The sequence below is a fragment of the Rossellomorea sp. YZS02 genome, assembly GCF_033963925.1.
GTDB lineage: Bacteria > Bacillota > Bacilli > Bacillales > Bacillaceae_B > Rossellomorea.
This window is the reverse complement of the sequence record NZ_JAXBLY010000006.1, coordinates 169,406-196,399: the sequence shown is the minus strand read 5'-3', so window position 1 is coordinate 196,399 and position 26,994 is coordinate 169,406. Positions and strand designations below refer to the sequence as shown.

Annotated in this window: 26 protein-coding genes; 8 read left to right on the top strand and 18 right to left on the bottom strand. The window is 42.9% G+C overall.

Annotated features, from left to right (window positions below; translation table 11 throughout):
• Positions 1-117 precede the first annotated feature (117 nt).
• Entirely contained in the window at positions 118-1,632 is a 1,515-nt protein-coding gene (locus tag SLH55_RS08315) for an HD domain-containing phosphohydrolase (protein WP_219167004.1), read from the top strand.
• A gap of 59 nt (positions 1,633-1,691) precedes the next feature.
• Here the strand turns inward: SLH55_RS08315 and SLH55_RS08310 are convergent, their stop codons facing one another.
• From SLH55_RS08310 to SLH55_RS08295, 4 genes are all read right to left on the bottom strand, one after another.
• The gene (locus tag SLH55_RS08310) at positions 1,692-4,913 is read right to left on the bottom strand and encodes a BTAD domain-containing putative transcriptional regulator (protein WP_320323160.1); all 3,222 of its coding nucleotides are present in this window, start codon (positions 4,911-4,913) and stop codon (positions 1,692-1,694) included.
• A 128-nt stretch (positions 4,914-5,041) separates the two neighbouring features.
• Positions 5,042-5,602, bottom strand: a complete 561-nt coding sequence (gene lepB, locus SLH55_RS08305) for a signal peptidase I (protein ID WP_320323159.1) — start codon at positions 5,600-5,602, stop codon at positions 5,042-5,044.
• Positions 5,599-6,240 carry a TVP38/TMEM64 family protein gene (locus SLH55_RS08300; RefSeq protein WP_219167007.1) on the bottom strand — a complete coding sequence of 214 codons (642 nt, stop codon included), beginning with the start codon at positions 6,238-6,240 and terminating at the stop codon, positions 5,599-5,601. The genes lepB and SLH55_RS08300 overlap by 4 nt, the downstream gene beginning before the upstream one ends.
• A 361-nt stretch (positions 6,241-6,601) precedes the next feature.
• Positions 6,602-8,572, bottom strand: coding sequence for a S9 family peptidase (locus tag SLH55_RS08295; protein WP_219167008.1), 1,971 nt, complete (start codon positions 8,570-8,572; stop codon positions 6,602-6,604).
• A gap of 205 nt (positions 8,573-8,777) precedes the next feature.
• On the opposite strand from SLH55_RS08295, the gene SLH55_RS08290 reads away from it, so the two are divergent.
• Complete coding sequence (locus tag SLH55_RS08290; RefSeq protein WP_219167009.1) at positions 8,778-9,167, top strand: hypothetical protein; 390 nt, start codon at positions 8,778-8,780, stop codon at positions 9,165-9,167.
• Between the two features lie 8 nt (positions 9,168-9,175).
• Here the strand turns inward: SLH55_RS08290 and SLH55_RS08285 are convergent, their stop codons facing one another.
• Positions 9,176-9,745 (bottom strand): competence protein ComK, encoded by a 570-nt coding sequence (locus tag SLH55_RS08285; protein ID WP_219167010.1) that lies wholly within the window; start codon positions 9,743-9,745, stop codon positions 9,176-9,178.
• Between the two features lie 196 nt (positions 9,746-9,941).
• Between SLH55_RS08285 and SLH55_RS08280 the strand changes: the two genes are divergently transcribed.
• Together SLH55_RS08280 and SLH55_RS08275 are read left to right on the top strand one after the other, a co-directional pair.
• Positions 9,942-10,181: an IDEAL domain-containing protein gene (locus tag SLH55_RS08280; protein WP_219167011.1), complete on the top strand. Its 240-nt coding sequence runs from the start codon at positions 9,942-9,944 to the stop codon at positions 10,179-10,181.
• Positions 10,182-10,283: 102 nt separating this feature from the next.
• Positions 10,284-10,982 (top strand): DUF421 domain-containing protein, encoded by a 699-nt coding sequence (locus tag SLH55_RS08275; protein ID WP_320323158.1) that lies wholly within the window; start codon positions 10,284-10,286, stop codon positions 10,980-10,982.
• Between the two features lie 34 nt (positions 10,983-11,016).
• Here the strand turns inward: SLH55_RS08275 and SLH55_RS08270 are convergent, their stop codons facing one another.
• The 4 genes from SLH55_RS08270 to SLH55_RS08255 form a co-directional block, all read right to left on the bottom strand.
• Positions 11,017-11,337 (bottom strand): hypothetical protein, encoded by a 321-nt coding sequence (locus SLH55_RS08270; RefSeq protein WP_219167012.1) that lies wholly within the window; start codon positions 11,335-11,337, stop codon positions 11,017-11,019.
• 199 nt (positions 11,338-11,536) lie between these two features.
• Positions 11,537-12,808: a M48 family metallopeptidase gene (locus SLH55_RS08265; RefSeq protein WP_320323157.1), complete on the bottom strand. Its 1,272-nt coding sequence runs from the start codon at positions 12,806-12,808 to the stop codon at positions 11,537-11,539.
• A gap of 286 nt (positions 12,809-13,094) precedes the next feature.
• A complete protein-coding gene (locus SLH55_RS08260; RefSeq protein ID WP_219167014.1) occupies positions 13,095-13,406 on the bottom strand; it encodes an AzlD domain-containing protein in 312 nt (103 codons plus the stop codon).
• The gene (locus tag SLH55_RS08255) at positions 13,399-14,121 is read right to left on the bottom strand and encodes an AzlC family ABC transporter permease (protein WP_219167015.1); all 723 of its coding nucleotides are present in this window, start codon (positions 14,119-14,121) and stop codon (positions 13,399-13,401) included. Before SLH55_RS08255 ends, SLH55_RS08260 begins: the two co-directional genes overlap by 8 nt.
• Positions 14,122-14,224: 103 nt before the next feature.
• Here SLH55_RS08255 and SLH55_RS08250 point away from each other — a divergent pair, with 103 nt between their 5' ends.
• Both SLH55_RS08250 and SLH55_RS08245 read left to right on the top strand, forming a co-directional pair.
• On the top strand, positions 14,225-14,782 hold the full coding sequence (locus SLH55_RS08250; protein WP_219167016.1) for a helix-turn-helix domain-containing protein: 558 nt from the start codon (positions 14,225-14,227) through the stop codon (positions 14,780-14,782).
• Between the two features lie 134 nt (positions 14,783-14,916).
• Positions 14,917-15,972 (top strand): CotH kinase family protein, encoded by a 1,056-nt coding sequence (locus SLH55_RS08245; RefSeq protein WP_219167017.1) that lies wholly within the window; start codon positions 14,917-14,919, stop codon positions 15,970-15,972.
• 36 nt (positions 15,973-16,008) lie between these two features.
• Here the strand turns inward: SLH55_RS08245 and SLH55_RS08240 are convergent, their stop codons facing one another.
• The 5 genes from SLH55_RS08240 to SLH55_RS08220 form a co-directional block, all read right to left on the bottom strand.
• Positions 16,009-17,259: a YeeE/YedE family protein gene (locus tag SLH55_RS08240; RefSeq protein WP_320323156.1), complete on the bottom strand. Its 1,251-nt coding sequence runs from the start codon at positions 17,257-17,259 to the stop codon at positions 16,009-16,011.
• Between the two features lie 123 nt (positions 17,260-17,382).
• Complete coding sequence (locus SLH55_RS08235) at positions 17,383-18,285, bottom strand: AEC family transporter (RefSeq protein WP_320323155.1); 903 nt, start codon at positions 18,283-18,285, stop codon at positions 17,383-17,385.
• Positions 18,286-18,386: 101 nt separating this feature from the next.
• On the bottom strand, positions 18,387-19,319 hold the full coding sequence (locus SLH55_RS08230; RefSeq protein WP_320323154.1) for a zinc-binding dehydrogenase: 933 nt from the start codon (positions 19,317-19,319) through the stop codon (positions 18,387-18,389).
• Entirely contained in the window at positions 19,316-20,788 is a 1,473-nt protein-coding gene (locus tag SLH55_RS08225) for a serine hydrolase domain-containing protein (RefSeq protein ID WP_320323153.1), read from the bottom strand. Before SLH55_RS08225 ends, SLH55_RS08230 begins: the two co-directional genes overlap by 4 nt.
• 328 nt (positions 20,789-21,116) lie before the next feature.
• The gene (locus SLH55_RS08220) at positions 21,117-21,893 is read right to left on the bottom strand and encodes an enoyl-CoA hydratase-related protein (protein WP_219167021.1); all 777 of its coding nucleotides are present in this window, start codon (positions 21,891-21,893) and stop codon (positions 21,117-21,119) included.
• A gap of 152 nt (positions 21,894-22,045) precedes the next feature.
• Here SLH55_RS08220 and SLH55_RS08215 point away from each other — a divergent pair, with 152 nt between their 5' ends.
• Positions 22,046-22,354: a hypothetical protein gene (locus SLH55_RS08215; RefSeq protein ID WP_219167022.1), complete on the top strand. Its 309-nt coding sequence runs from the start codon at positions 22,046-22,048 to the stop codon at positions 22,352-22,354.
• A 43-nt stretch (positions 22,355-22,397) separates the two neighbouring features.
• Here the strand turns inward: SLH55_RS08215 and SLH55_RS08210 are convergent, their stop codons facing one another.
• From SLH55_RS08210 to SLH55_RS08200, 3 genes are all read right to left on the bottom strand, one after another.
• Entirely contained in the window at positions 22,398-23,954 is a 1,557-nt protein-coding gene (locus tag SLH55_RS08210) for a fatty acid--CoA ligase family protein (protein WP_219167023.1), read from the bottom strand.
• Between the two features lie 150 nt (positions 23,955-24,104).
• Positions 24,105-25,091 carry a lipoate--protein ligase gene (locus SLH55_RS08205; RefSeq protein ID WP_320323152.1) on the bottom strand — a complete coding sequence of 329 codons (987 nt, stop codon included), beginning with the start codon at positions 25,089-25,091 and terminating at the stop codon, positions 24,105-24,107.
• Between the two features lie 11 nt (positions 25,092-25,102).
• On the bottom strand, positions 25,103-25,837 hold the full coding sequence (locus SLH55_RS08200; RefSeq protein ID WP_320323151.1) for an MBL fold metallo-hydrolase: 735 nt from the start codon (positions 25,835-25,837) through the stop codon (positions 25,103-25,105).
• A 196-nt stretch (positions 25,838-26,033) separates the two neighbouring features.
• Between SLH55_RS08200 and yhfH the strand changes: the two genes are divergently transcribed.
• Entirely contained in the window at positions 26,034-26,168 is a 135-nt protein-coding gene (yhfH, locus tag SLH55_RS08195) for a protein YhfH (protein WP_079533738.1), read from the top strand.
• Between the two features lie 61 nt (positions 26,169-26,229).
• Here the strand turns inward: yhfH and SLH55_RS08190 are convergent, their stop codons facing one another.
• The gene (locus SLH55_RS08190) at positions 26,230-26,982 is read right to left on the bottom strand and encodes a FixH family protein (protein WP_320323150.1); all 753 of its coding nucleotides are present in this window, start codon (positions 26,980-26,982) and stop codon (positions 26,230-26,232) included.
• Positions 26,983-26,994: the final 12 nt, after the last annotated feature.

Sequence of the window (26,994 nt, the reverse complement as noted above, 5' to 3'; positions counted from 1 at the left end):
AAAACTTGAACAAAGACGTTCACTCTTCCCACAAATCTATCAATCACCTATGTTCCCCGCTCCCATTTTCCTTTATAATGAATCTACTAAATGTTAGTGAATTTGGAGGATTCATCCTTGAATATATTTCAGCAATTTCAGCGTACAATCATTAAGAATTATCTTTTGGGCAGTATCATCGCTGTGTTTGGTGTCGGTTCTGTGTTTATCTTTCAAACCCTTTCCCTTAAGGAAAGCGAGTTCTTTGCAATGGGAAGCATCATTTCCCTCTCGATTGTTACGATGTTCGGCTTTGAATTCCTTGTGTACCAGAGGCATATTCGTCCTATTAAGCTTGTCTATCAAAAGCAGGATGGGACGATCGAATTGGATCTCCTGATAACTGCTTATCAACAAGCAGAAAGATTCCCGCTTTTAACAGTTAAACGAATTATGCTCCCTCATTTCCTTGGGCTCGCTCTACCTTCGACTTTATTGACCGTCTTCTTCATTCATACAGATTCACTTTCGCTTCCATACTCTTATATATTGTATGCCTGGTGTGGTGCTTTTTTAGTGGCGATCCTTCATGCATTAATCGAATTTTTCTTAACCTTTAAAGCATGTCACGGACTTCAAGAAGACCTTATTCAAAAAACGATGAAAGCATATGGAACGGATCCGGCTAATCAGTCAACAATATTTATCAGTTTGAAACGAAAGATTTTGGCAGCTTCATTGTTTCTTGCGTTGTTTCCGATACTGCTGTTTTCACTCGCTTCTCAGATCCGCTTATCGATTGAGGATTCCACCCTTTTAGTCGACTACTGGAAATGGGCAGGGACCTTGATCTTCATCATTACGCTCCTTGCCTTTTACGGGGCGGTCCTTATCTTTAAGAGCATTGAAGAACCCGTGAAGGAGCTTGTCTCCCATTTCAAAAAAGTGGAGGGTGGGCATGTTGCTACCGTTACGAATACGTATACGGATGAGTTTTCTCATCTTTTCTCCGGATTTAATCATATGGTGGATGCCATCAACCTCAGGGACCGGAAGAATCAGCAGCTCCTCGACCAATTTTTCGCAGTGGTGGCCGGCACATTGGATGCTCGCGACCCCTACACTGCAGGTCATAGCAAGCGGGTAGCGGAATATTCCATTTTAATTGCCAAGCAGTGCAAATGGTCGGTGAAGGATATCGATTTACTTAATAAATCTGCCCTTCTTCACGACATCGGTAAAATCGGGATTCGTGATGATGTGCTATTAAAAGAAGGGAAATTAACAGATGAAGAGTTTGACCAGATTAAGCGTCATCCTGTAATCGGTGAAGAAATCGTCAAAGGGGTTCAACTTACTGAAGAGCTCCTTCCAATCTTACCCGGCATCAAGCACCATCATGAGCGGATGGATGGTTTAGGGTATCCGGATCAATTAAAAGGAATGGAAATTCCCATATTCGGACGATTGATTGCTGTCGCCGATGCCTTTGACGCCATGACCTCTGATCGCCCTTACCGAAAGGGTATGCCTTATGAAAAGGCGTTCTCAATTCTAAATGATGGGAGAGGAACTCAGTGGGACGAGCAATTCGTCGATGCCTTCCTAAAAGGAATGAGGGTTGAATCGGGCGCTATAAAGCAGACAGGCTGATAAAGCACTTATTATCAAACTAAAAGGATCAGACCGTTAACCGATCTGATCCTTTTTCATTATCGTCCTTTCTCACTACGCTCTGTTCCAATGACCATATCATACATTTGCCGGGTGGCCATCATCGGATCGACTCCGAGTTCTGACTCAAGCCGATCTTTACAGCGTTGAAACCATCTTACTGCTTGGGGTCGATTATTCTTTTGGTAATAACAGTACATGAGAATCCTGTAAGCTTCTTCCCAAAGGGAGTCATGTTCAATGATGTTGAGGCAGTAATCGATGGCTTCATCCATATCTTCCATTCTCACTGCAATCTGGGCCCTTTTCTCTAATCCCCTCAAATAGAATAGATGTATTCTTTCCCTTTCTTTCTCGGTCCACCACGTTCCTTTTCGATCAGGCAGGAACATGCCTTTATAATAGTGAAATCCTCTTTCAAGATATTGCAGGGACTTCTCCATATCATTTTCTTTTATTCCTTCCATAATCCAGCTGATGAATTGTTCTGCATCGTATTCGATATTCGCTGCCGGGTTCAGCCCATACCCCTCCTGTTGTCTAGAGATGAAGAATGCTTTCTCCCTTGCTTGTCGATTCGGCTCCAATACGTTGTTCAGGGCGTTGAGTGCCACCTTGAAATCACGATCTGAACCGGTCCCTTCCGGCCACAACTCTTCAATGATCTCTTCCTTCCTCTTTAATTTGTGCCCCTGGATCAGGAAGTATTGAAATAATTCCTTCGCCTTTTCCCTTTGCCATTGCTTCTCTTTCACCTTATGATCCCCTAACCATATTTCAAAACGTCCAAGGGTCTGAACCTTAATCGTGTAACCCGGATGAGAGGATATAGAATCATGCCCCCATCTGGTTAATAGATGGTGGCAGTAAGGGATATGAATCCCCTCCTGATAAGCTTTTACTACGAGTGGAATCAGGGTCTGAAGATCTTTCGGTCCGAATGTGGTCGGTTTGAAGAATATAAACTCATATTCTCCGATTTGGACTTCACTCAAACAGGAGGTCATGCTTTCTTTGAATAAGCACATGTCATCTATTTTACTAGCCGTCGCACTTATCCACAGCTCTGTCATCATTTTGCCGTACCTGTCACCACATGAAGTGAATTGCCCTCGTGCCCGCTCAAAGTTCATTCTTGCTTCTTTGAACGCTTCCTTGTAGTAGTCCGTTATTCCGACACTAAGGAGGATGAGGGAATTCAACCACATATCCTCTACCTTCTCTGTTTCATGTAACGCCTCTTCTGCCAGTTCCCTCGCTTTTTGAAAATTTCCTACTCTTGCATAAAGAATGGAGAGGCCCATATACGGCTCTGCTTTTCCCCTTGAAACATTGATCTGATTCATTAATTCCAGCGACGTTTCATAGCAGCTTTTCGAGAGGGAAGTATCATAATCACTGATCAACTGAACAGCATGACCCATCCTCATCCATCCACACGCTTCAACAAACGGGGATTTCCCTTTGATCCCTTGGGTGATCCCATGCTGAGCCAGCGTTTTGGCTTCGACGCCATTTCCCATGAACGATTGAATGAGGGACAATAGCAGCTCCTTCTCACGATGAGATTGAGGAAGCTGCGCCTCTTTTTCCTTGTAAAGAAGGACCTGCCTCGCTTCGTGAAGCTTTCCTGTACGGAGGAGCATCCTTGCCTCAAGGTTTCCTTCTTCCTTCATGAACCCGTTTAACTTCCCTTTGTCATACCATAGCTTGGCCTCTATCGCCTTCCCTGAATTGACCAGATTCTCAGATATTAATGCATACAGTCGATTCTTTTCTATAAGATACTCTTCTTCCCCGCTCTCCAAGCATTCAATGGCCTTTAATAAATACCGCTGTGCTTTCCCGGGTTGTATAGTATCTAAATAGATCCTTCCAATCCCTTCATACGACTTACTCAGCATAACCGGATCGTTTTTTGCACATCGTATCCCACTGTCATATGCTTTTTCCGCTTTTTCGTAAAATGACCGGTATCGGAAGAACTCACCTTGATAAAACCACAAAGAATAATAGGCATCTTTCAAGGAATCCGGTATTTCCCCCAAATAGTCACCCAGTGTTTCGAGCTGTCCGCCTTTCATCATTTCTTCAGCTTCCCGGACCAGGATGGAACATACCGCTTCGATGTTTTCCATTTTCATATAATGGAAGATTGCTTTCTTCCACTTACCCTGTCCTTCAAAGAATCGTGCGCACTTCTGCTGAAGTTCTTTGTAAAGTTCAAGGCTCTCTTCTTTTAATTTACGTTCCAGAAACGTTTGAAACAAAGCGTGGAGGCGATAGTGGTGAGAACCTTTCATTTCCTGAAGGAGTGCATTTTTATCGGACAACTGCTTCAGCATCTGTCCCGATCCCGGCAGTTCAAAAATGGTTTCGCACATACTGCCGTTGATTTCATCCAGGATTGAAATTTGTTTCAGGAACTGCTGAACAATTGGTGTTTGTTTGGAAAATACTTCGTGGGCCAAATAATGAAAGAGCTCTTCCAGGGAAGAGTGTTGTTTGTCCACCAAGAGAATCTCCGGATTTTCCTGAAGTTGCGAATGGATCATACTGACAGCAATGACCCATCCTTCGGTTAAGTCATAGATCATATCAAGCTGGGAGTCTGGAATGATTACCTCATGAAAGTCCGTAAGCAGGACTTCTGCTTCTTCTTTCGTCAGACACAAATCACTTTCCGTTATCTCCAGCAATTGACGGGAGATTTTCAATTGTATAAATGAGGCCCATGAAGGTTTGGTGCGTGTAGATAGAAAGATGTGTATATGACCGGGTAAGTGCTCAATGACCTTCTCCATCCATTGATTGATGAGAAATGAATGGTCCACAAGATGATAGTCATCCACGATAATGATGAATGAATGAGGAATGTTCATGCACTCGTTAATAAACAATGCACTCAACCGATAGATATCATCCTCTTTCATATATTGCCCCATCGACCTGACCGTTTCCCAAAGCTCCAGTCCAAACTGCGGAATCTGCTTCTGGATGCTGTAGACAATATTTGTCACAAAAGGAATCAGTCCATCATCTGTCTGTGTGATTGAGTACCAGCAATAATTCGGTTTCATATCCTGCAAAAACTGGCTGATGGCTGTACTTTTCCCATAGCCTGCTCCGGAATGAACGATCACTAATTTATAGTCTGTAACCGTTCTCATTTTTTTCAATAAACTTGGACGCCTAACATAAGAATCCTTGACAACAGGCGGCACAAATTTAGTTTCAATAATCGGAAGTTCCGTCGTCACAATACCACCCTCAAAACGAACGAATTTTCTTACTATTCTACCATATCTATATGGAGCCTTGGAGGACAACAAGTACAGAATTCACAAAAAAAGAAGACGACTATCATTTAAGTCGTCTTCCCTTGATGTCATTTTCTAAATTGTACATCCCATTCATTGATGGGCCAATAGCGAAGGTCCACTTTTCCGACAATCTGTTCCCGGTCTACAAAACCGAAATAACGGCTATCCATGCTGCCCCTGCGATTATCCCCGAGAACGAATATTTTTCCTTTTGGAACTATTTTTTCACCAGTGATTTCCTGCAGGGTAAAGTCACCTGTCAGCTTGCTGCCAATATACTCCTGCTTGAACTTCTCCAAGTAAGATTCAGGATAATATTCTCCATTCACATATAACTTGTCATCTTTATAAACGACTTTATCACCCGGGAGCCCGATGATTCGTTTTACATAATCCTCTTCTTCATTTGCATGAAATACCACTACATCAAAGCGGTCCAATTCCCCGATATGGTAGCCTATTTTATTTACAACCAGTTTATTTCCATCCTGCAGTGTCGGCATCATGGATTCGCCTTCCACCACATAGTTGGAGAAGAGAAAGGTCCGAATGATGATAAAGATGATTAATCCAATTCCCAGGGCTTTGATCCATTCCAGTCCTTCTCTTTTTACCTCTTCTCTCAATTTGATTCCTCCTGCTTTTTCCGTTCAATTCGTTGGTCTAATTCCATCTTCTTATTCAGATGTATCTCAATTCGTTTTCCTACAAACCACAAAACGAAAATAATGGCTACAACGATGACTGTACGAATAGGTTGTTTAACTAATGATATAATATCATATCCGATAAAGCTTATGGTGAATATCATCACCATTTTCCCTGTCACGACCGCTAGCATATACTGAGCGATGCTGATGGAAGATAAACCTGCCACCACATTGACTACAGCAGACGGCGTGAAGGGGAAGCATAGGAGAATGAATAATGGGCCAAATCCATGCTTATCTACCCACTTCGTTAATCGATTCACCTGGCGGCTCTTCCTTAAGAAGCGAAAGATCCTGGCCTCCCCGTATCTTCTGACCAACAGGAATACAATCAGGGCACCAAGGGTCGCACCGATCCATGAAAACAAAAAGCCCCACCATAATCCGAACGCATTCGCATTGGCCGTCACAAACACGACCAGTGGAAGAAACGGGAGAAACGCCTCCAACAATGGCAGAAGGATTCCCGGAATCGGTCCAAATGAACGATATTGCTGAATCAAGTCCATCATATTTTCAAGCGTAAACCAATCTTTTATCGTATTGATATTCATATTATATGTTTCCCCTTAAACGACCATGAACAGATCTACTCATCTCGTCTTCACTTCTTACTGATTTCATCATATCACACCAGAACAGGATTTCCATATCGTAATCTCCCGCGTCGTTTTTATTAATACAAGGTTGCCTAAAGTTGTGGGTTGTAAACCTTTTGGTTTAGGATAATTTCTGGCAATGAGCGGCTGACATGTGAAATCTAAAGGAATGGAAGAGAAATCTTTATCCTGCTTGGGGATTACCCTGTCTGTCCATCCATTTTGATCGACTTATTCCAATTATCGACCCTCCTCTCCGCCTTCCTTCAGCCAAAAAGAACTGCCATCCCGAGACGGATGGCAGTTCTCCCTTTGTCTATAAATATTTATCAAACCAATCGACAATCTCCTGTAACCGGGCTTCCCGCAAGGATGGCTTTCCAGTCCGGGACAGATGATGGTTGGATTCCGGGAAACGAACGAATCTAGCCTCTTTTTTCTCCCGCTTTAATGCTATGAAAAGCTGTTCAGCCTGCTCGATCGGGCAGCGGTAGTCATTTTCGCTGTGAAGAATCAATAGAGGTGTGTTCATATTCTTCACGTAAGCGAGTGGTGAGTGCTTCCAGAGGGTTTCAATATCGCCAAGATCACTTTGGATCTGCCACTCAGAGAAATAGTAACCGATATCACTGACTCCGTAAAAGCTGATCCAGTTACTGATGGAACGCTGGGTCACTGCCGCTTTAAATCTGTCGCTGTGACCGATGATCCAGTTGGTCATGAAGCCACCATAGCTTCCACCGGTTACGCCCAGGCGATTTTCATCAATGAAAGGATATTCCTCCAGGGCATAATCCACTGCTCGCATGATATCTTCGTAATCTCCTCCTCCGTAGTCACCCCTCACAGCATCGACGAACTCCTGGCCATAGCCATGACTGCCACGTGGATTAACATATAAGACAACATACCCGCTGTTCGAGAGCACCTGAAATTCATGAAAGAACGTATTCCCGTACATCGTATGCGGGCCGCCATGTATTTCAACGATCAGCGGATATTTCTTTCCTTCCTCAAATCCTGCCGGTTTCATGATCCAGCCTTGTACCGGCCAATCATTCGCCCCTCTGAACATGAAAGATTCCGGAGATGACACGTCACGGTCTGCCAGCCAAACTCCGTTCACATCGGTGACTTTGGTCAGCTCTCCTGTCGGTACGTGGAGCGTATACAATTCACCGGGCTCTGCCGGTTTGCTCATTGAAAGCAGGATGGTTTGGCGATCTGAATCCAAGTCGAACCCATAGACGTGCTGCTCTTCCTGTAAGAGTGCAGGATAGATTGCTCCTTCTTTATGTGCATAATAAAGGATCGTATTTCCCGCATCGGATGCCAGGAAATAAAAGCTTTCATTGTCATTTGACCACTTGATTCCCGTTTGGGCCGTGCCCTGGATGCTATCGCTATTAAGATAATCCCCTACAGGAACGTCCATCCCTTCTGTCAGGCAAACGGAGTGCCCCGTTGAAATCTCATGAATCCATATCTTATTGTGCGTAGCGTTCTCATATTCACGATTATGGCCTATATAGGCCAGATGCCTGCAGTCCGGGGACCAGCTTGCTTCTCCGTAGTATCCCGGCTCCCCATTGATCTGCTTATACTCTTTTGTTTCAAGGTGAAAAATATATAAATCGGACTGAAAGGAGAAATCCCTGTCCTCATTCTTGTCTGTTGAAAAGGCAAGATAGTTTCCATCCGGGGACCATGAGTGAAGGGTATAATCATTTTCATCATCGGTGACTCTTCTCACTTCCTTCGTCCCCAGGTCCACAACTGCTATTTGAGCATAACGGTCATCATCAAAACCGCGATCATCACTTTTGTATTTCATACTGGTTGTAGCGAATGGTTTTAGCTTTTCCTCTTTGACTCTCTTTAGATCGGATGCCTCCCCTTTCTCTAATCGAATGGAAAGGGCAATTCTCCCCCCGCAAGGAGACCAGACGGGACTTGAAACCCCATTCGGACAGTTTGTGACCGCCTCTGCCTCCCCGCCATTCCGACTAAGCAGATAAAGCTGATTGACTCCGGACCGATTGGAGATGAAAGCGATACTCCTTCCATCAGGTGACCATCTCGGTGATGAAATTTTCTGTTCGCCAAATGTCCATTGACGGGTGGACTGATCTTTCAAAATGATGCTATGTAAGGAGGAAAAATATTCATTTTCTTCTTCATCCAGGATGGTTTGGACAAAGACAGCCTCTTCCCCACTTGGAGAAAGCCTTGGATCGGATACGGCCTTTAATTCATAAAGATCTTTTATTGTAACCCCTGTCTTCATGATTTTGCACCTTCCTTTCTATCTGTATTTTTTATTAATTCGACACTGACAACCTTTTCCCTTCACGGATAAAAACCTGCATTCCCCTTCATAATAGAAACAAATTCAAATTCTACAACTTTCCCTATTGAAAGTAAATTGAAATCAACGTAAAATAAAATCACGAACGTATGTTCTGTATAAAAATGAAAAGGAGTCTTTTCATATGACAAGAATCCCGGAGAACGATCGGAATATTTTGGAACAGGCGATCTATCTGCCCATGGTACTGACGATTTTGAATCGTGACCTGCAAATCGTCGACAGCAGTCCCTTTAAATTAAAACGTCCGTATTTAGAGATGATCGAGGAGACGATGAAGGTCATTCAAGGAGAACTCGCCCACGTTAAGAAATATATGAGGACAAATAAGATGAAGGTTGAACGTATGCAATCGGATGATGCATTCACGATGTATATGTTTCTGTATAAGGGATATGAAGAACACCATAATTATTTCAATCCACGCCTTCGTAACCGGGTCGAGGACTTGATGAGACACTATTTGTACCGCCGATTCACAGAATCAAAGACTGATACAACAAAAGAAGCGTGATGCTCTGCTCACGCGTCGGTTTTGTGGATATGTCGATTCAAATAAAATGTCTTTACATGATTCGTTTCGGTCTGGACCTTAGTGTTATATTTACTCTCCATTTCTGCGATTCGCTGTGTGTAGGCAATTCGTAAATCCGAGGTGCGGAGCATTTGATTTTCAAAGGAACTGTATGAAATGGGAACCGTGCAGGATTCATTGTTTTGAAGGAAGATTCGTGTTGATCCATTTGTCAATCGCTCATATCCCCGGACATGGGAGTGGGAGATCCAGGCACATTCCTGCTTCACTGGAGATGATGTTGGGAATAGATAAATGAACATATCAGGATTAACCATGATGGGGGCTTTGTAGATGATACCCGTAAGTTTTTTCGTTCCTTCTTTCCTGCCTTCATAAGAGCAGCCAAAGAATTCGCAGCTTTTCTTCAGGATATCAAAAGGCTTGAACGGAGAGATCAATACGTCATCTACCTCTATTATTTTCGTAAATGTCCTGGCACCGTACTCCATAGGCTGAAGGATCATCGTATGGGGATTTACTTCATATTCTTCTATAATTCGAGATTTTTCTCTCATAACATCGCCTCCATTTACATTTTTCTCCAAAATGATACCACAAATTTCGAGGGTTGTCTTCTATATTTTTAAAAATTCTGAAATTAGTTAACCGCCATCATTATATGAATAAAAAATTATCTGAATATTTAATTTTTTAGTTGAATTTTTAATACTTACACCATATACTAATAAAAAGAATTCAGGGGTGAGGTATATGGAAAGCAAAAAGTCCTATACAGAAATGATGAAAGCCGCCGCCGCCATTAACCGGAAGAAATCCGCTGAAAGAAGCGTAATGGAAATTTATATCGATATGGTGCTGCATGAAAGCATCCTTATGACACAAAAAACCAAACTCCTAACCGACATTGATGCCGCCCTGGATACTAAAGATAAAGTACTGTTCATGAAATTGTCTAAAGAATTAAATGAATTGAACATAAGCTGCGGATAATCATAAATGGCTGACTCCACTATCGAGTCAGCCATTCCCATTTTAATGGACGGGCCATTTATACCTCTCTATGCATGACTTCTTCCCGATTGGTGAAACCTAATGGTTAACTTGAATACGATGGAGCGAATCACCTTGATCCTACTAATAAAAGTTTTGGTCCTTTATTTGATCACCATTGCGGCAATGAGGCTGATGGGAAAATCAACAATCGTACAAATGACACCTTATGATCTCGTGGCCATCATCATTGTGGGGACGATTGCCTCTGAGCCATTGATCTCTACAAAGTTCTGGCCAACCATTGCAGCCCTCGTCTTTCTTGTAGGGCTTCACGTACTTTTCTCGTTTATGACGTTAAGTCAATGGGGGAACCGCTTCTTCCTTGGAGAACCGACTTTACTGATTAAAAACGGGGAAATATTAGAAGATAACCTGGAGAAATCCAAGATCTCACTCATTCAATTAACATCCATCCTCAGATCCCAAGGGTACCCTAAAATATCAGACGTGGATTATGCGATGCTCGAACCCATCGGAGAAGTGAGCATCATTCCTAAAGTAGAGAATACCCCGGTTACCGTAGAGCATCTTAACTTAACGATCGACGACGAAGGGTTGCCGATTTCCGTCATTGTGGATGGTAAGATCCAAATAAGGAACCTGAGACTACTGGGAAAATCGAAAGAATGGTTGGAAACTCAACTAACCAACTCAAATCTCCACCATAAAGATGTCATTTTCGCCTATATGACGGAAAAAGCAAAAAAACTGGTCATCAGCAAAAGAGAAAAGGCCTAGACAAGGCCTTTTCTCTTCATGCTCGCTTCAAGGTTCAATAAAAAAAATTCCCGTAAGCTTTTACCGTTAAATAGAGTGCAACCAAGGTATAGATAAAGGCTGTCCAGAATGAAATTGAATGATAAAATTTCTTCTTTTTCTCTTTGATCATGTGTTGGAACCTTTGAAACCTATAACCATCTCCGTTTATATAGATGATAATCAACGTGACCATGATTCCAATCAGTAATGACCATTCCATAATCGGGCGACCCGTTTCAAGGTAACCAAAAAGTGGTAAACCCATTAACACAAGCATAGTGAAAACAATCTTGCTAAACACCAACAACAGTTTTTGGTTTATGATTACTTCCATCCCAAACCGCCTCTCCATCCGATTTTTTTAAAGAACCCAACTCCAAATAGTATTACTTATTTTACCATAATAGTAATAATTTAGCGATAAATAATTTATTTAGTCTTTCTATTCTCACGGTAGATATGGTCGAGGTAGCCTTTCCCTATTCATTCAAATAGATAAAAAAACCAAGTCAATTTAGACTTGGTTTTTTTATTTACTCTTCTTTCTTTTCCGCTTCATATTCCTCAAGCATGGAAAGGCGCTCAAGCATGGTCGGATGTCCGTATCGGAAGATCTTCACCAGAAGAGGCGGATTCACTTGGGATAATCCGACCTTTGATAACTTCTGGAAGGACGAAATGGCTGCTTCCTTTTCAGCGGTCATTTCGATGGCATATCGATCTGCCCTCGTTTCCTGGTAACGTGAAATCCAGTTGCTGAGAGGACTGATCGTGAACAACAGCATAGATGTAATCATTAAGAATAATGGTAAAGAGCTTAGGTTCGAGACCTTTGATACTTTGAGATTATCTTTATGGTTTGCCACAATTCCCCTCATCAGCTTGGACGTCAGGAACAGACCGAAAAAGGATAAAACGAGATAAATCCCGATGCCTATATAGATATGCTTCTCTACGTAATGAGCCATTTCATGGGCCATGACAAAGAGGATTTCTTCATCTGTCAATTTATCCAGGGTCGTATCCCAAAGGACGATCCTTGAATTCGATCCAACACCGGTAACGTAGGCGTTCAGTGAGTTGGTCTTTGCCGACATATCGACTTCAAACACATGGTCTGCAGGAATATCCGCCCTGTCTGCAAGAGTCAGGATCTGTTCTTCCAACGCTTTATCCTTCAAAGGATAAAAGTCATTGTACAGAGGATCGATCAGGACAGGCTGAACGAACATCATGAAAATCGTGAACGGGACGGATAAAGCCCAGGCAGCGAGCCACCAGCGCTCTTTAAACCGTTTCATCAGGGCATACAGGACCGATACAATGATGAACATGAGAAGATAATTCACCCAGAAGTCCGTTATTTCATCTTTCATCCACATTGAAAACGTCTGAGTGGAAATGTTGTAGCTCTTTGAAATCTTATACGAAATATACTGCAATGGAAAAATCGTAACAAAAGAAGCGATCGATAGCCAGAACAAGTAAATGGCCGTTTGAAGGAACCCATTCTTCACGGTCCCCCTCGCCCATTTCTCAAACAGCCGTGATACCCCGAGTATCAGTATCAAGAAATAAAATAGCCATTCATATGGAGTGGAAAGAAAGAACAAAAGATTCTTGATCTTTGAAAAATCCTCACTCAACATGATTTCTTTATTATTCATGAAAGTGGCTGGATCCGCACTACTTCCCTTATACATTTCGGGTAAAGTGGAATCTGCCAGGAAAAATAAGTATACATATAAAAATAAGCCTAATAGCATATATGCCAGTATCGACCTCAGCGCCCATTTTCTAGCCAACATACTTCCTCCCTTCTAGTCTTCATTACTATATGTAATACCCTGTCCAAAGTTTTAGAACCTAAACACGGACGGTGAGTGAAATGGTGCTGTTCGTGCGTGGAAAATCGTTTGACTGCCGTTCTGGTGGGTACGTGCCACATATTCAACTTCTTTGCCATATCTTCATTATATCTACCGAATTAACATTTTATCGGCCATTTTTATTATTTATCTGCAGCTCTACAAAATAGGACGACCATGCTCAAGAAAAAAAGCCACGATTCAAATCGTGACCAATAATCTTTTACATTAAGAGAACTGAATACAAAGACAAAACAGAAATCGCCCCGATCACCACAAGGATGACGTTTGCTCCCAAAAAAGCGATCCCAAAGGCAGCCACCGTTCCTACCACTCCAAATAGGAGATTTCCTTCCTGAATCAACAAAATGCTCGGAAAGATCAGCGCACCCAATACGGCGAATGGGACATTTCGCAAAACCCCTTGAAGAAATGGAGGAAGTTCTTTCCCTTTAAACACGATGAAAGGAAGCATTCTCGGGATGTAGGTGACAATGGCCATCCCCAGGATCATCCATACAATCGCACTATTCATCCGCTCTTCCTCCTCTCTTCATCATGTCCACTACCTCCACGATAACGGCTGAAACAATCGTAGCTGTCACGATCGACCATCCGTTTGAAAGATTAGTGGTAAACAGGAGGATGCTATTCAGAGCACCCGCCACCACGGCCAAAAACGTGACCTTGACACTTTTTTTCATGGAAGGAACGAGGAGCCCGACAAACATGGCGTACAGAGCGATCGTCATACTGGCCTGAAGGAATTCCGGCAGAATTTCCCCGATGAAATATCCTACCCCCGAGTTCACGACCCAGCTCCCGTAAGAAATGAGCATGACTCCAACGGCAAACCCCGTCCGTACCTTCCCCTCTTTGACACTGATCACCGTAAACGTTTCATCCGTGATACCAAACGCATAGAAAAGCTTTTTAAACAAACGGTCTTCCTCAAGCTTCTCACTTAACGATGCAGACATGAGAAAGTGACGAATATTGACGATGAACGTGGTCAGAATGATCTCGATGATTCCGGTGCCGACCGCAATCAAACTCAATGATATGTACTGAGCGGCACCAGCAAACACGAGCATACTCATCATGACCGTTTCCGTAACGGTCAGTCCGGTTGTACGTGCCAATAAACCAAACGTAAGGGCCACCGGCATGTATCCAATGGCTATACTAAGACCGCCCTGCAGGCCAAGGCGAAAATCACTCACTTTTTTTGTAGAAAGAAGTGCCTCCATCCTCTCACATCCTTTATAATAGAAGTCATTACTGTTTTAATTTTTCGATAATTTATTATATTATACATATAGACGTTATAGTATACAAGAGGAGTTTTTGAGTATGGAACATTTCCCGATTCAAATTGGCGACAACATTAGGAAAATACGAAGAGAGCGGGGATTCAGCCTTGAACAGATGGCTGAACGAACCGGAGTAAGTAAGGCTATGATCGGTCAAATTGAACGAGGCGACTCAAACCCAACGGTTGCGATACTCTGGAAAATTGCCAATGGCTTGAAGGTTTCCTTCTCTTCCCTGATTGAAAAGCCGAGCAATCAAGTCTCCATTATTCACTATGAAGACGTACAACCTGTACTTGAAGATGACGGCAATTATATCGTATATCCCATCTTCCCATTCGATCCATTAAAAAAATGGGAAAGCTACCGGGTGGAGATGAAGCCTGGATGCGCCTATCGGAATGAAGGACATTCGAAAGGTGTAGAAGAATACATCACTGTCCTATCGGGAAGCATCATCCTGAAGTTAGCTGAAGAAAAGTATGTATTACCGGCAGGTAGCTCGATACGCTTTGCAGCCGACTCGGGTCATGAATATACCAATGAGTCGGATCAAGAGGCAATATGCCAGATGGTCATTTATTATGGGGAGGGATAATGGACGGTCATAAAAGCTGTCACGGTGTGGGGTTCCACACCGTGACAGCTTTTTCTCTGTTCATTTCGTGGCAAATTGTGCAACAGGCCAATATACTATTACATCATTAATAAAATGGAGAGGAGAAAATGGCCATGACTCCTTCCTTACCTTCGTTTGACCTCCAATTCCTACGTTCAGATCTAATGGAATTGGAACGCGATGCAAGGAGTAACTCACCTGTCCCGGCACGGCTGGTAATAGAAGACACTACGTATGACATCGATATCCGATACCGGGGTTCCTATACACGGCAATTGAAAAAAAAATCCTTTCATATAGAATTCAGAAGACCAGGGGAATGGGCCGGATCTTCAGAAGTCCATCTGAATGCTGAATTATTCGATCCCTCCCACTTCAGAAATAAACTCTCCCTGGATTTCATAAGGGATTTGGGGATTCACACTCCAAATAGTCAGCACACACTCCTAACCCAGAATGGGGAACCCCTTGGTTTATACCTTCAGCTCGAGTCGGTGGATGATAGGTATTTAAATAAGAGGAATCTCCCACCCGGGACGATTTATTATGCTGTCAGTGACAAGGCGAATTTTTCCACCAAGAGAAAAAGGGGGCTTACATCAGGGTATCAGCGGAAACTTGGGAAAATGCAGGATGATCATCATCTCATCCATTTCATCAGGAGCATCAACTCAACTCCTTATGAGATACCGAGACTCTTAAACATTGAAAACTATTTAAGGTGGCTTGCTGGGGCGGTTTGCACAATGAATAATGATGGATTCACCCATAATTACGCGTTGTATCTCAACAGCGAGGATCACCTCTTTTCCATCATTCCGTGGGATTATGATGCCACATTCGGACGAAGAGTGAATGGGGACGTTATGGAATGGGATTACGTGCCCATCACGGGGAAAACGAAAAACAAACTAACTGCGCAGCTGATGAAACGATCCCGATACAGGAAACTTTATAAGGATATATTGGAAGAGATTCTCGAGACGAAATTTAATATGGACTACTTTGAAAACAAGGTGATGGATTTCCATTCTTCCCTGCGGCCATATATTCTGATGGATCCTCACCTTCATAACGATATAGATTCATATGACAGAGAGCCTGCCTTCATCTTTCAGTTCATCGAAGATCGTGGGAATTTCCTGAAAAGTGAATTAAAGAAACTCTAACAAAAAATACTGCGTGGGTTACCCCCACGCAGTGAATTAACAGAATGTATCTTTTGGTTTAGGGACAGACAAGCCGAACAAAGGACGTAGATATAGGGCAAGGAACGTACCAAGAAGGGCAAGGATTCCCCAAATGTAACCGTGCAGGCTGAAGGAAGCAATTCCCCCGAAGTAAGCACCAATATTACATCCGAATGCCAATCGGGCACCGTAACCCATCAACAGGCCTCCAATGACGGATGCTGCAGCATTCTTTCCAGTGATCTTATTGAAACGAAACAATCCGCCTGCAGCCGAAGCAAGAAAGGCTCCAAGAATGACACCAAAATTCAACACGGTGGTGGAATCAGAAAAGATGGAAGCTTGTAAAGCCTCTGCATTGGCACCGGACCAATAGCCCCAGCTGGCAACATCCATTCCGAACATGCCGGCAATCTTTGATCCCCAAAGAGCAAAGGCAGAAGTGATTCCCCACGGATTCCCCCTCGTCATGAGCGTGAGGGCATTTAATACTGCGAGAACAATCGCAGCGGCGATAAGTGGCCAGGAACCGCGAAAGATCCGCTTCCACCCTTTAGATGAAGGAAGCTTTGCCATTCGCGGGGGATTCTTCTTCTTTTCGATCCGAAGGGTAACCCAGGCAACCAGGCCAAAGAACAGCATGGAAACGGCCCAGGCCCCGAAATACCCAAGTCCCGTGGAAGTCGCTAATGAGACCGGCTTAAAGGAAGGGAGCTCCTCTGTCCAAAATGGGAGATGAGCCGCCCCCACCGTTGCACCCACGATAAAAAATAAGAGTGTGATGAACATGACGGAACGTCCCCCGCCAATCGCGTAAAGGGTTCCTGAAGCACACCCTCCCCCGAGTTGCATGCCGACCCCGAATAAAAAGGCACCTACAATCAAGCTGACACCGACTGGTGAAACATAGCCGGTCGCTTCTCCACCAAAAAACGTATACCCAGTTGCGAGGATTGGTGCAAACAAGGTAACGGCAACGGCCAACATCAGCATATGGGACCGCATAGCCTGTCCGTTACCTACAGACATCACCCTCCGGAAGGCGGAGGTGAACCCGAATCTCGCATGAAATAATGTATATCCTAACATAAGGCCAAGAACGAGTAGCACGGTTTGAGCCAAGTCTTGTGTAAAGAGCAGATATAGACCAAGAATCGCTGTAACGAAGATCCCCCCTGCCACCAGTCTGGTCTGTGGCGGGTTCAATTCAGTGCTCGCTTTCTCAGGACCTTTTTGTTCATTAATAGGTTGAACGTAGCCAGTCATAACTAATCCTCCTTAATCATATTGATTTTGTTGGAATTTATTTTACAATACTAATAGATTCTCTGCTTACTGTCAAAACATGAGCTTCCATAAGAAAAACCGCTTGAGACAGCGGTTTTTCTTTTATGACACAAGTGCCAGCATGATAGGAATCGTCACGATACTCAGAATGGTCGTGACTAATGTACTTGCTGAGACCAGATCAGGCTCTGTATTAAACTGGAGGGAAAACATCGTCGTATTAGCAGCAGTCGGCATGCTGGCCAGGATGATGAGGATCGAACCCAGTGTAGGTGAGATCGGCATCAAGGAAACAATAAACCAGGCAATAATGGGTGAAGCCACCATTCTCATGATTACTACGAATGATAACGCGCTTCTCTCCACTTTTTTACCTCCAAGTGTGGCCAGTTGCATCCCAAGAACCACCATGATGGTAGGAATAGTGGCTTGTGCAATGAGATCAATCGTTTGATTCAGAAATAGCGGAACGTGGATGTGCAAAACCTGGAGGGCAAGCCCGATAATCGCACCATGAAGAATCGGCATTTTAATAATCTTCATCCAGATTTCCTTTGAATCCCTCGCTTTGTCACTTCCGCTGACCGCATAGTACAGGCCAATCGTATTCATGAGGAACGACTGAATCACCATCATGATGACCGCATAGCGAAAGCCGAGCTCCCCAAACCCGAACAGGATGATTGGTACGCCATAATTACCGGAATTCATGAAAACCCCAGATAGGATCATGGCAGAAGCTTTTGATTTGGGATACTTCCGGGTCACGGCCGCTATTTTAATAGAAAGAATCAATACTACACAAAGACCGATACAAAAAAGAAAGATATATACATAATCCATATTCAACTCATTTTCGTAAAAAGTCTTAAATGCTAAAAATGGATTCATTAGATAAATCGCCATTTTGGATATCGAGTTGATCTCGAATCCCAGCATCTTTTGGCCGATAAATCCTACGAGAAAGACTAGTAAAGCAGGTAAAACGATTAATATTACGTCCATATATGTCACCACAATCTATTAAAATGAAAGAAGGCTTGACTGGTAAAGTCAAACCTAAGTGTATCATATGTACAGTAATCAAGTTCTTAGTCAATATCAGTCTATGTATAATTCACCAGAACTTTAATGGGGTGAATCCTGCCTGTACTCAGTTCCTCAAAACACTCCGGCAAACCTTTAAAAGATACCGTATGCTCAAACAGCCTGCTCAAACCCGAATCCTTATTCTTAATCTGATTAAAATACCATTTTGCATGCTTGTGGTAATCCCAGCCATCACTGGAACCTACAATCTTAAGCTCTTTCCGGTAGAAGTCCGATAGCAATTGAAACGTTTCCTTATTGCCATCTGACAATATACACATTTCTCCTTCATGCTTCAGTGCCTTTTGCAGCGTATTGAATGCCTTATTGAAACCCGAGCACTCAAATCCATAATCATAGAAATCACCCGGGCAGTCACTTTGATTTTTATAGACGGTTTTCGCACCCAATTTTCTTGCTAACTCACCTCTGGAGCTGTAGGGTTCTACCATATCAATGTGACGAACATTCATATACTCTTTCAGAAAGAAGACCGTCAACAGCCCCATCGTTCCGGAACCTGCCAGCAGCACTCGATCGTTCTCTTTCGGATTCAATTTAAGGACACCTTTTGCTGCATCACATGAAAGGATTACAATCAACGCTTCTCGATGGGGAATATCTTTGGGAACGAAAATTGCCTTATTCTCTTTCACGATTCCGTAATCCTTATGTCCATAAAATGCTACTGCCCGGTCACCGATTTTGAATCCCTCGACTGCCTTCCCCGTTGCTATCACTTCCCCATAGCTTTCATAACCAGTTTCTTTTGGATACGTAGGGGAAGGATCTTCAGGGTCGTTTTCATTGTATTGGGGAAGTTCTGCCCCGATACTGATTGCTCCTGCCAAGGTTTTTATAAGGATCTCGTTTTCTTTTAATGGCGGTATAGTATTTGTTACCCATTGAAGTGTCTTTTTTTCTTTTAACTGTAGGGATTTTTGTATCATGTCGTATTTCCTTTCGTATTCATAGCAGCACCATAACTCTGTTCATTTCTTTTAAGTAGTGCCCCCAGCAAACAAAACGAACCGTGCAAAATCATCATTCCAACCACAACTTTTATGAAGAAGCCTATATCGGGTGCGTATAAATTAATTGAACGCCAAGGAGTGTTAAAGAAGTAAGATATCGAAGGAATTAATCCACAGGCGAAGAGTAAGGAGAACGTTCCGATAAATATCCATACCCTCTTCTTAATGGAGGTTTTTGTACTCAATACATATAAATTCCCACAACATAACATAAAAAGCAAAACTGTAATAAACAATACGCTCAATTGCAAGTGGTGATCCATCGTCTTCACTACGGGTAACTTACCCTTCTCGATAATGGTCCTAACCCCGTCTCTCATCCAAACGGTTGAAAGGACTTCTGCAAAGTTATTTTTGTTTGTGAGTAAAATAAACCCGTAGTTTTCTTTGGGGTTGATGAATAATTCTGATCGGTAGTCCGGTGTTTCTCCACCATGAAAGTAATAAGGTTCATCAGGATTTGCTGAAATTCTCCAGCCGTAGCCATAATACATATCTTCTTTTCTATGGATTTGTGGCGAAGTATACTGTGAAAAGGTACTATGAGAAAGCCATTCATCTCCTCCAGCCAGCATGAATCTTATATACTTGGACATATCAACTGAAGTAGAGGCCAGATACCCGTAGGGCATACCGCTGTCATCCATATAACCTTTACTTTTCACAGGCTTGCCAAGCCATGATTGAAATCCGGGCTGATACCCTAATTCTTGAGCCTTTAGAACATTCGATGCAGTCCTCTTCATGCCGATCCTATTAAAAATCTCATTATCCATAAATCCGGAAAATGTCTGGTTTGTTACAATTTCAATTATTCTTCCTAGAAGCAGGTAATTCGCAGGGCTATATACATGGACTTTACCTGGTTCATGGATCAAACTTTCATCACTAAGTTCTTGAACGGCTGTATTAATTGCATCTTTCCCACGTAGATTACGATCAGCAAGGACCATCCCAGCATAAGAGCTTAAACCGCTTGTATGTGTTAACAAGTGCTTTATGGTGATTTCTTTGTTAGATTCAGTTTGTTTGTATTGAAAATCAGGTAAATACCGGGATATCTCATGGTCAAGATCAATCTTGCCATCATCCAAAAGCTTCATGATACCTAGGCTCGTTAGGGGCTTACTGACGGAGCCAATTGCAAACAAGGTTTCGTCTGTTACCGGGTCCCCATTACTCTGCTTTCCATAGCTCTGCTGAAATAAAATTTCCCCATTCTTAACGATAGCCAGAGAAGCACCAGGAATTTCATACTCTTTCATAGAATCTTTCATAAATTGATTGATGAGTTCTTTTTGATTAGTCACTTCTGCACGAACGTGGGAATGAGAAGGAATAGCCATACAACAAATCACTACTATAGTCATCAATGCTTTTTTCAAAGACTTTAGTCCCCTTTCTCGAAGGAATGCCGGTAGTATAATGCATTTACATAAAATTACCAATAAATACATCACCTTACTAACGGCTTGGGGACTATCTTATATTAAGACTAGAGAAGTAGGGAATGATTACAATGTATAGGTTTCTTATAATAAGAATTTCTAAGTGTGATCTGTGAATGAGAGTTTTTTTCAAAATAGAATGATATTTTCAAATATGATTCCCAAAAAAGACCCGCCACCAGAGCCAAACAGCTCCACCAGCAGATCTTTAACTTGCAAAAAACATTAATACCTCATTGCAATAGCTGCAAAGCAATATTCCTTATTATTTCCCTTTGAACTCCGGTTTCCTCTTCTCACTGAATGCCAATAACGCTTCCACCCGATCTTCGGTTGGGATTGTGATTTCGTATGCTTTTCGTTCAATCTGCAACCCTGTCTGCAGGTCCACATTCATCCCATTCTTCACGGCAAACTTCGCCTGTTGCAGGGCAATCGGCCCGTTCGAAAGCATCGGTTCCACGAATGTATGAACCTCTCCCAAGAAATTCTCTTTTTCTACTACCTTTGTAACAAGTCCGATGTCCAATGCTTCTTCTGAAGTTAAGCGTTTAGCCGTCAGGATCAGCTCCAGTGCTTTGGATTCACCGACTAATCGCGGAAGTCGTTGAGTTCCTCCTGCTCCCGGGATGATGGCAAGGCTTGTTTCTGTAAGTCCCATTGTGGTACCTGCTACAGCGATTCTGAAGTCGCATGCCAGGGCAAGTTCCATCCCTCCACCGAATGCATAACCGTTCATGGCAGCGATGGTAGGTTGTGGAAGGGTAGCGACAGATTGAAAGACTTCACCGATCTTGTAAACGTTGCGGATGACCTGCTGTTCCGTCAAGGTTTTTCGTTCCTTAAGATCCGCCCCTACTGAAAAAGCTTTTTCCCCACTCCCTGTAAAGATGACGACCCGGACGTCCGGATTGATGCGGAGCGCTTCGACTACCTGCTGTAGCTCATTCAGTGTATCGTAATTAAAGGCGTTCATTGCATCCGGTCGATTGATGGTAACCGTTGCCACGTTGCCCTTTTGTTCTAGTAAGATGGATTCCATATGTGTTCTCCCCTTTGTATAAGTGTTTCCTCATTATGTATGATTCGACACAAACCGAGAAAACCCTTTCATTTTTTAAAAGGTCTGAACACTTCTACCGTGAATGCATAGACTATTCGTGACATCCACCCAAAAAGGAGTTGTAAGATAGTATGTATCATCCTTATAATCAATACCCTTACTTTCAACATCAACAGATGAGCCAAAACCAAATCGTTCATCCTTACTACCGAGAAACGAAAAGCCTTCCCGACCAATGGGTTGACTATATCCAGCCACTCGTGACCCGTGCCTTATCGGAAGTGGAAGAAGGCATCAACCTGACCCACCTTTTCCAGGAATTCATCTTGTCTGGTGTATTGGTCGGTCAGGGATTCACTCCTGAACAGGCGATCGAGCAGGTCGAGACGTGGGAAAAAGGTGAATCCAAGCTGTTGCAGGCCAGTAAAGCCATGAAATGAAATAAGAAGATGCTCAAGTCCAGGACTTGAGCATCTTCTTGTATTATGATTGAAGCACCTGGTCTTTCAGAGCTCTTCTTAAGATTTTACCAGTTGTATTCTTCGGAAGTTCATCCAGGAACTCGATCGATGCCGGAAGTTTATACTTCGCAAGATGTTCTTTACAATATTCCAGCACATCTTGTTCTGTTAAAGATGGATCGCTTTTCACGACATAGCTGCTGACGGCTTCACCCAGTTCGGGATGTGGGACGCCGATCACCGCGGCTTCCACGATGCCGGGATGGTTGTACAGGACTTCTTCGACTTCACGCGGGTATACGTTGTAACCTCCCACAATAATAAGTTCTTTTTTACGGTCCACTATATAGAAGTAACCCTCTTCATCCATCCGGGCAAGGTCACCCGTGTATAACCATCCGTCACGAATCGTTGCGGCTGTCTCCTCTTCCATTTTATAATATCCCTTCATGACATTAGGACCTTTGACGATTAATTCACCGACCTGTCCAACGGGGACTTCCTCTCCCATTTCATCCACGACCTTGTTTTCCAGGTTCATGATCGATGTGCCGATAGAGCCAGGTTTTCTCGGGCGATCAAGCGGGTTGAAACAGGTAACCGGAGATGCTTCGGATAAACCGTATCCTTCAGAAACCATGACGTTGAATTTCTTTTCAAAGTTTTTAAGTAAGGCAACCGGCAAGGAAGCACCTCCTGAAATACAGAGACGGAGTGATGATAAATCTTCCGGATTTCCTTCAGGATACTGAAACAGGAAATTGTACATGGTCGGTACACCTGCGAATACGGTTGGCTGATGCTTCTTCGATAATTCAAATATGGCTTTCGGGCTGAAACGGGGAACAATGAGCAAGGTGGCTCCCCTCAACAGCGGTGCATTCAATACCACTGTCAAACAGAAGACATGGAACATCGGAAGGGCAGTAATGACGGTGTCGTCTTCATTCATTTTCAAATAGCTTCCAACATCAGTTGCATTGGAATAAATATTTTTGTGCGTCAACATGGCGCCTTTCGGTTTCCCCGTCGTTCCTGAAGTGTACAGGATGATGGCTACTTCATTTTCATCGACTGACTCACCCTTAAAACCAGGGTTCCCTTTCCCGAGCACATCTGTAAACGATTTCATTTTTGGATACGCAAGAGAAATTTGATCTAAATCAATCCCCTTCGCTCTTTCATCCCCTGATTCACAAAGAATGAAGTGCTCGACTTCAGTCAATAGATGCTGCATCTTTTCAATCAATGGTACCAGTAAATCAAGTGTGACGATGGCCTTCACATCCCCGTTTTTCAGAATGTAGCCAATCTCATCCGGTGTATAGATCGGATTGATCGGAATGACCTTCAACCCGAGGCGCAAGGCACCATATAGTCCGATGACAAAATGCGGTGAATTCCCTAATACAAGTGCGATATGATCCCCTTTTTTCAAACCCAATTGCTCCAGGCCACTTGCAAATTTTGAAACAGCACCATTCAATTCCCCGTATGTACTTGAGGTATTTAAAAAATGATAAGCCGTTTTATCTGCTTTCTCCTGAGCGATTTGATCTAACCGAGTCGCAATATTCAATTGTATCCCTCCCCTTTTCGCTAAACTGAATGAATGGTCATTCATCTAACTATTAAAAGTATTCAAAATATATTCTATATAAAGAAAAGTATTAATACAAGTAGTATGGATAAAAAAAGCCGCCCAAATTGGACGACTTTTCCATCAATATTAGTATACCAAATCCACAAATTCTTCCTTTGTCACATTCCCAAAATAGTGTTGAATATCAACACCCTCCAATGCCCCGGCAATGTCTTTTCGTTCATAGCGGGTGCCTATCAGCTTTTCTTCGATGTCATCAACATTGCCGACACCGAAGAAATCACCGTAGATTTTACAGTTTTCGATTTTACCCTTGTTCACTTCAAGACGGACATCAATGGACCCGACGGGGAATCTGTGAGAGTGCTGAAGATTAAATTTCGGGGATTTACCATAGTTCCAATCCCAGTTTTGATAGCGCTCTTTTGAAAGTGCATGGATGTTCTTCCAATCTTCTTCCGTCAGGACATATTCTTCTACGTCGCTACCGTCAAAGATAAAATCGAGAAGGGTAGAGCGGAACTCTTCTATCGTCATTTTTTCTGAAAGGAATTCCGAGATATTGGCCACGCGGCTGCGGATCGATTTAATCCCTTTTGATTCAATCTTGTCCTTTTTCACCCGCAAAGCTGACACGACGTTTTCCATTTCAGAATCAAATAGGAGCGTTCCGTGACTGAACATGCGACCTTTCGTGGAGAACTGGGCGTTACCGGAAATCTTCCTGCCTTCAGCGATAATATCGTTACGACCGCTAAGCTCTGCCTTTACTCCGAGCTTATGAAGAGCTGTTACAACAGGCTCAGTGAATTTTTTAAAGTTGTGGAAGCTCTCTCCATCATCCTTCGTGATGAAGCTGAAGTTCAGATTCCCTAAGTCATGGTAAACAGCTCCCCCACCGGAAAGGCGGCGAACGACATGGAGTCCTTGTTTCTCCACATAATCCGTGTTGATTTCCTCAACTGTATTTTGATTTTTCCCGATGATGATGGACGGTTCATTGATATAAAATAATAAATAACTCTCATTAATATCTAAGTTCTTCAGTGCATATTCTTCAATAGCAAGGTTGATCCTTGGATCCGTGATTCCTTTATTATCGATAAATAACATCTTTCTTCCTCCTATATCTCTACTACCATATCTTTTTTCGCTAACAGTACCTCACCCTTATAAAGGGTACTCGCTTCCGTTACCAGCTGATCCAGCTCTCCGAAATGGGGTAAATGGGTCAGTATCAGCTTTCGTGCATTGGACTCTTGAGCTAGGTGACCTGCGTCAAGACTCGTCATATGACCAGCGTTTGAAGCATCCATTTCCCCATAAAAATTACACTCACACAGAAGTACGTCTGCATCTTGACCGAATGAAACAAACTCCTCACTAAAGGCAGAATCTGCAGTGTAGAACAAGACTTTTCCGTCTGCTTCGATCCTCATTCCGTAGCATGGAACGGGATGCCTGGTCTTCACAAATGTTACTGTGAAGGGGCCAACCGATAATGAAGAATCTTCCTTATATTCATGGGCTTTCATTAAATCTTTATATGTAATCGTTTCAAAGCCCCGTTGATCTTCTCTGTGGGCATATACCGGTAGTGTACCTTTATTCTTCCCAAGGAAGTATTGAATCAACAAAGCGTGTTGTAGTACACCGATATCTGCCACGTGATCCGGATGATAGTGGGATACGAGGATCGCATCCAGGTCTGTTGCCTCTACGTGATGCTGCAGGTGGGACAGTACACCACTGCCACAGTCAATAAGCAGGTTATAGCCATTATGCTGGAGTAAGTACCCGGTGCTTGCTTCTCCTGCCTTCGGATAGCCGCCCCATTGCCCAATTACGGTTAGCTTCATGTTTGAACCTCGCCTTTCACATTAGTATGTACCCCTACTATACTTCATTGTGCCTATTTTTTCATTTTTTTCGCCCATTTTAGAATTAATTGTTGACGAAACTCATACTGTTATAATACAATAAAATAAATTAACACATCAGTTATATAACACGAACAATTGATGGGTGAATACAAATTTACGGAGGGTGATGAACATGGTAAAAAATATTGTTGAGTTCTTTCGAAATTTGCCGCCTAAGTCTTGTGCACAGTGTGGAGATACAATTGAGGAGCAGCATGAGTGCTACGGCATTTATTGCGAAAAATGTACGACTGACTACGAATATTAAGAAGCTGGTTATCAAGGGGTAATAAAAAGGATGCTCTTCATAAAGAGCATCCTTTTTATGTTTATTGTACTTCTACTGTTTCCATTGTGTGTTCGTGAATTTCTTCTCCCTTGGTGACATGCACCTGTACATTATATGAACCTTTTTCCGGGAAAGTATAGGAGCCACTGTATTTGCCGGCCTCACCTGGAGTCAGATCCACCCACTCATGTTTCTCCTGGTCTTCTTGATAAATTTCAAATCGAACTTTGGCATCTTCCAATGGTGCTTCTTCATTTTCAACATGCACCATCATTTTTGCTTCTTCACCTGCTGTAATACTGTCAGGCTTCATCAGGTGAATGGACACTTTACTTTCATGGTCGCCATGGTGGTGATCGTCCCCGGCTTCCTCATGTTCCCCTGCTTCTACTTCGCCGATCGCAATTTCTGTTTTAGGCATCGTATGCATGTCTCGTGCGGTCACATGAACCTGTACGGTATACATGCCGTCTTCTTCAAACGTCTTCTCAGCCTTGTATACACCACCTTTATCGTGCTTCGCTTCGATCATTTCACTTTCTTCTTTGTGATCATTTTTCCAAATTTCATATTTCACTTCACCGGCATCCTCGACGTTCTCATCACCTTGTGTGACCTTCGTGGAAAGAGAAACGGTTTGACCCTTCTCCCCCTTTTCAGGTACGTCTAATTTTGCCTGTATTGGTTCTAATTTCTCCTCGTCCTTCGCTCCGTTATCCTCATTTGAATTACCGCATGCAGCGATAAATAATGCAAGAAGCCCTATAAGCATAAACAAACTTATTTTTTTCATGATTGATCCTCC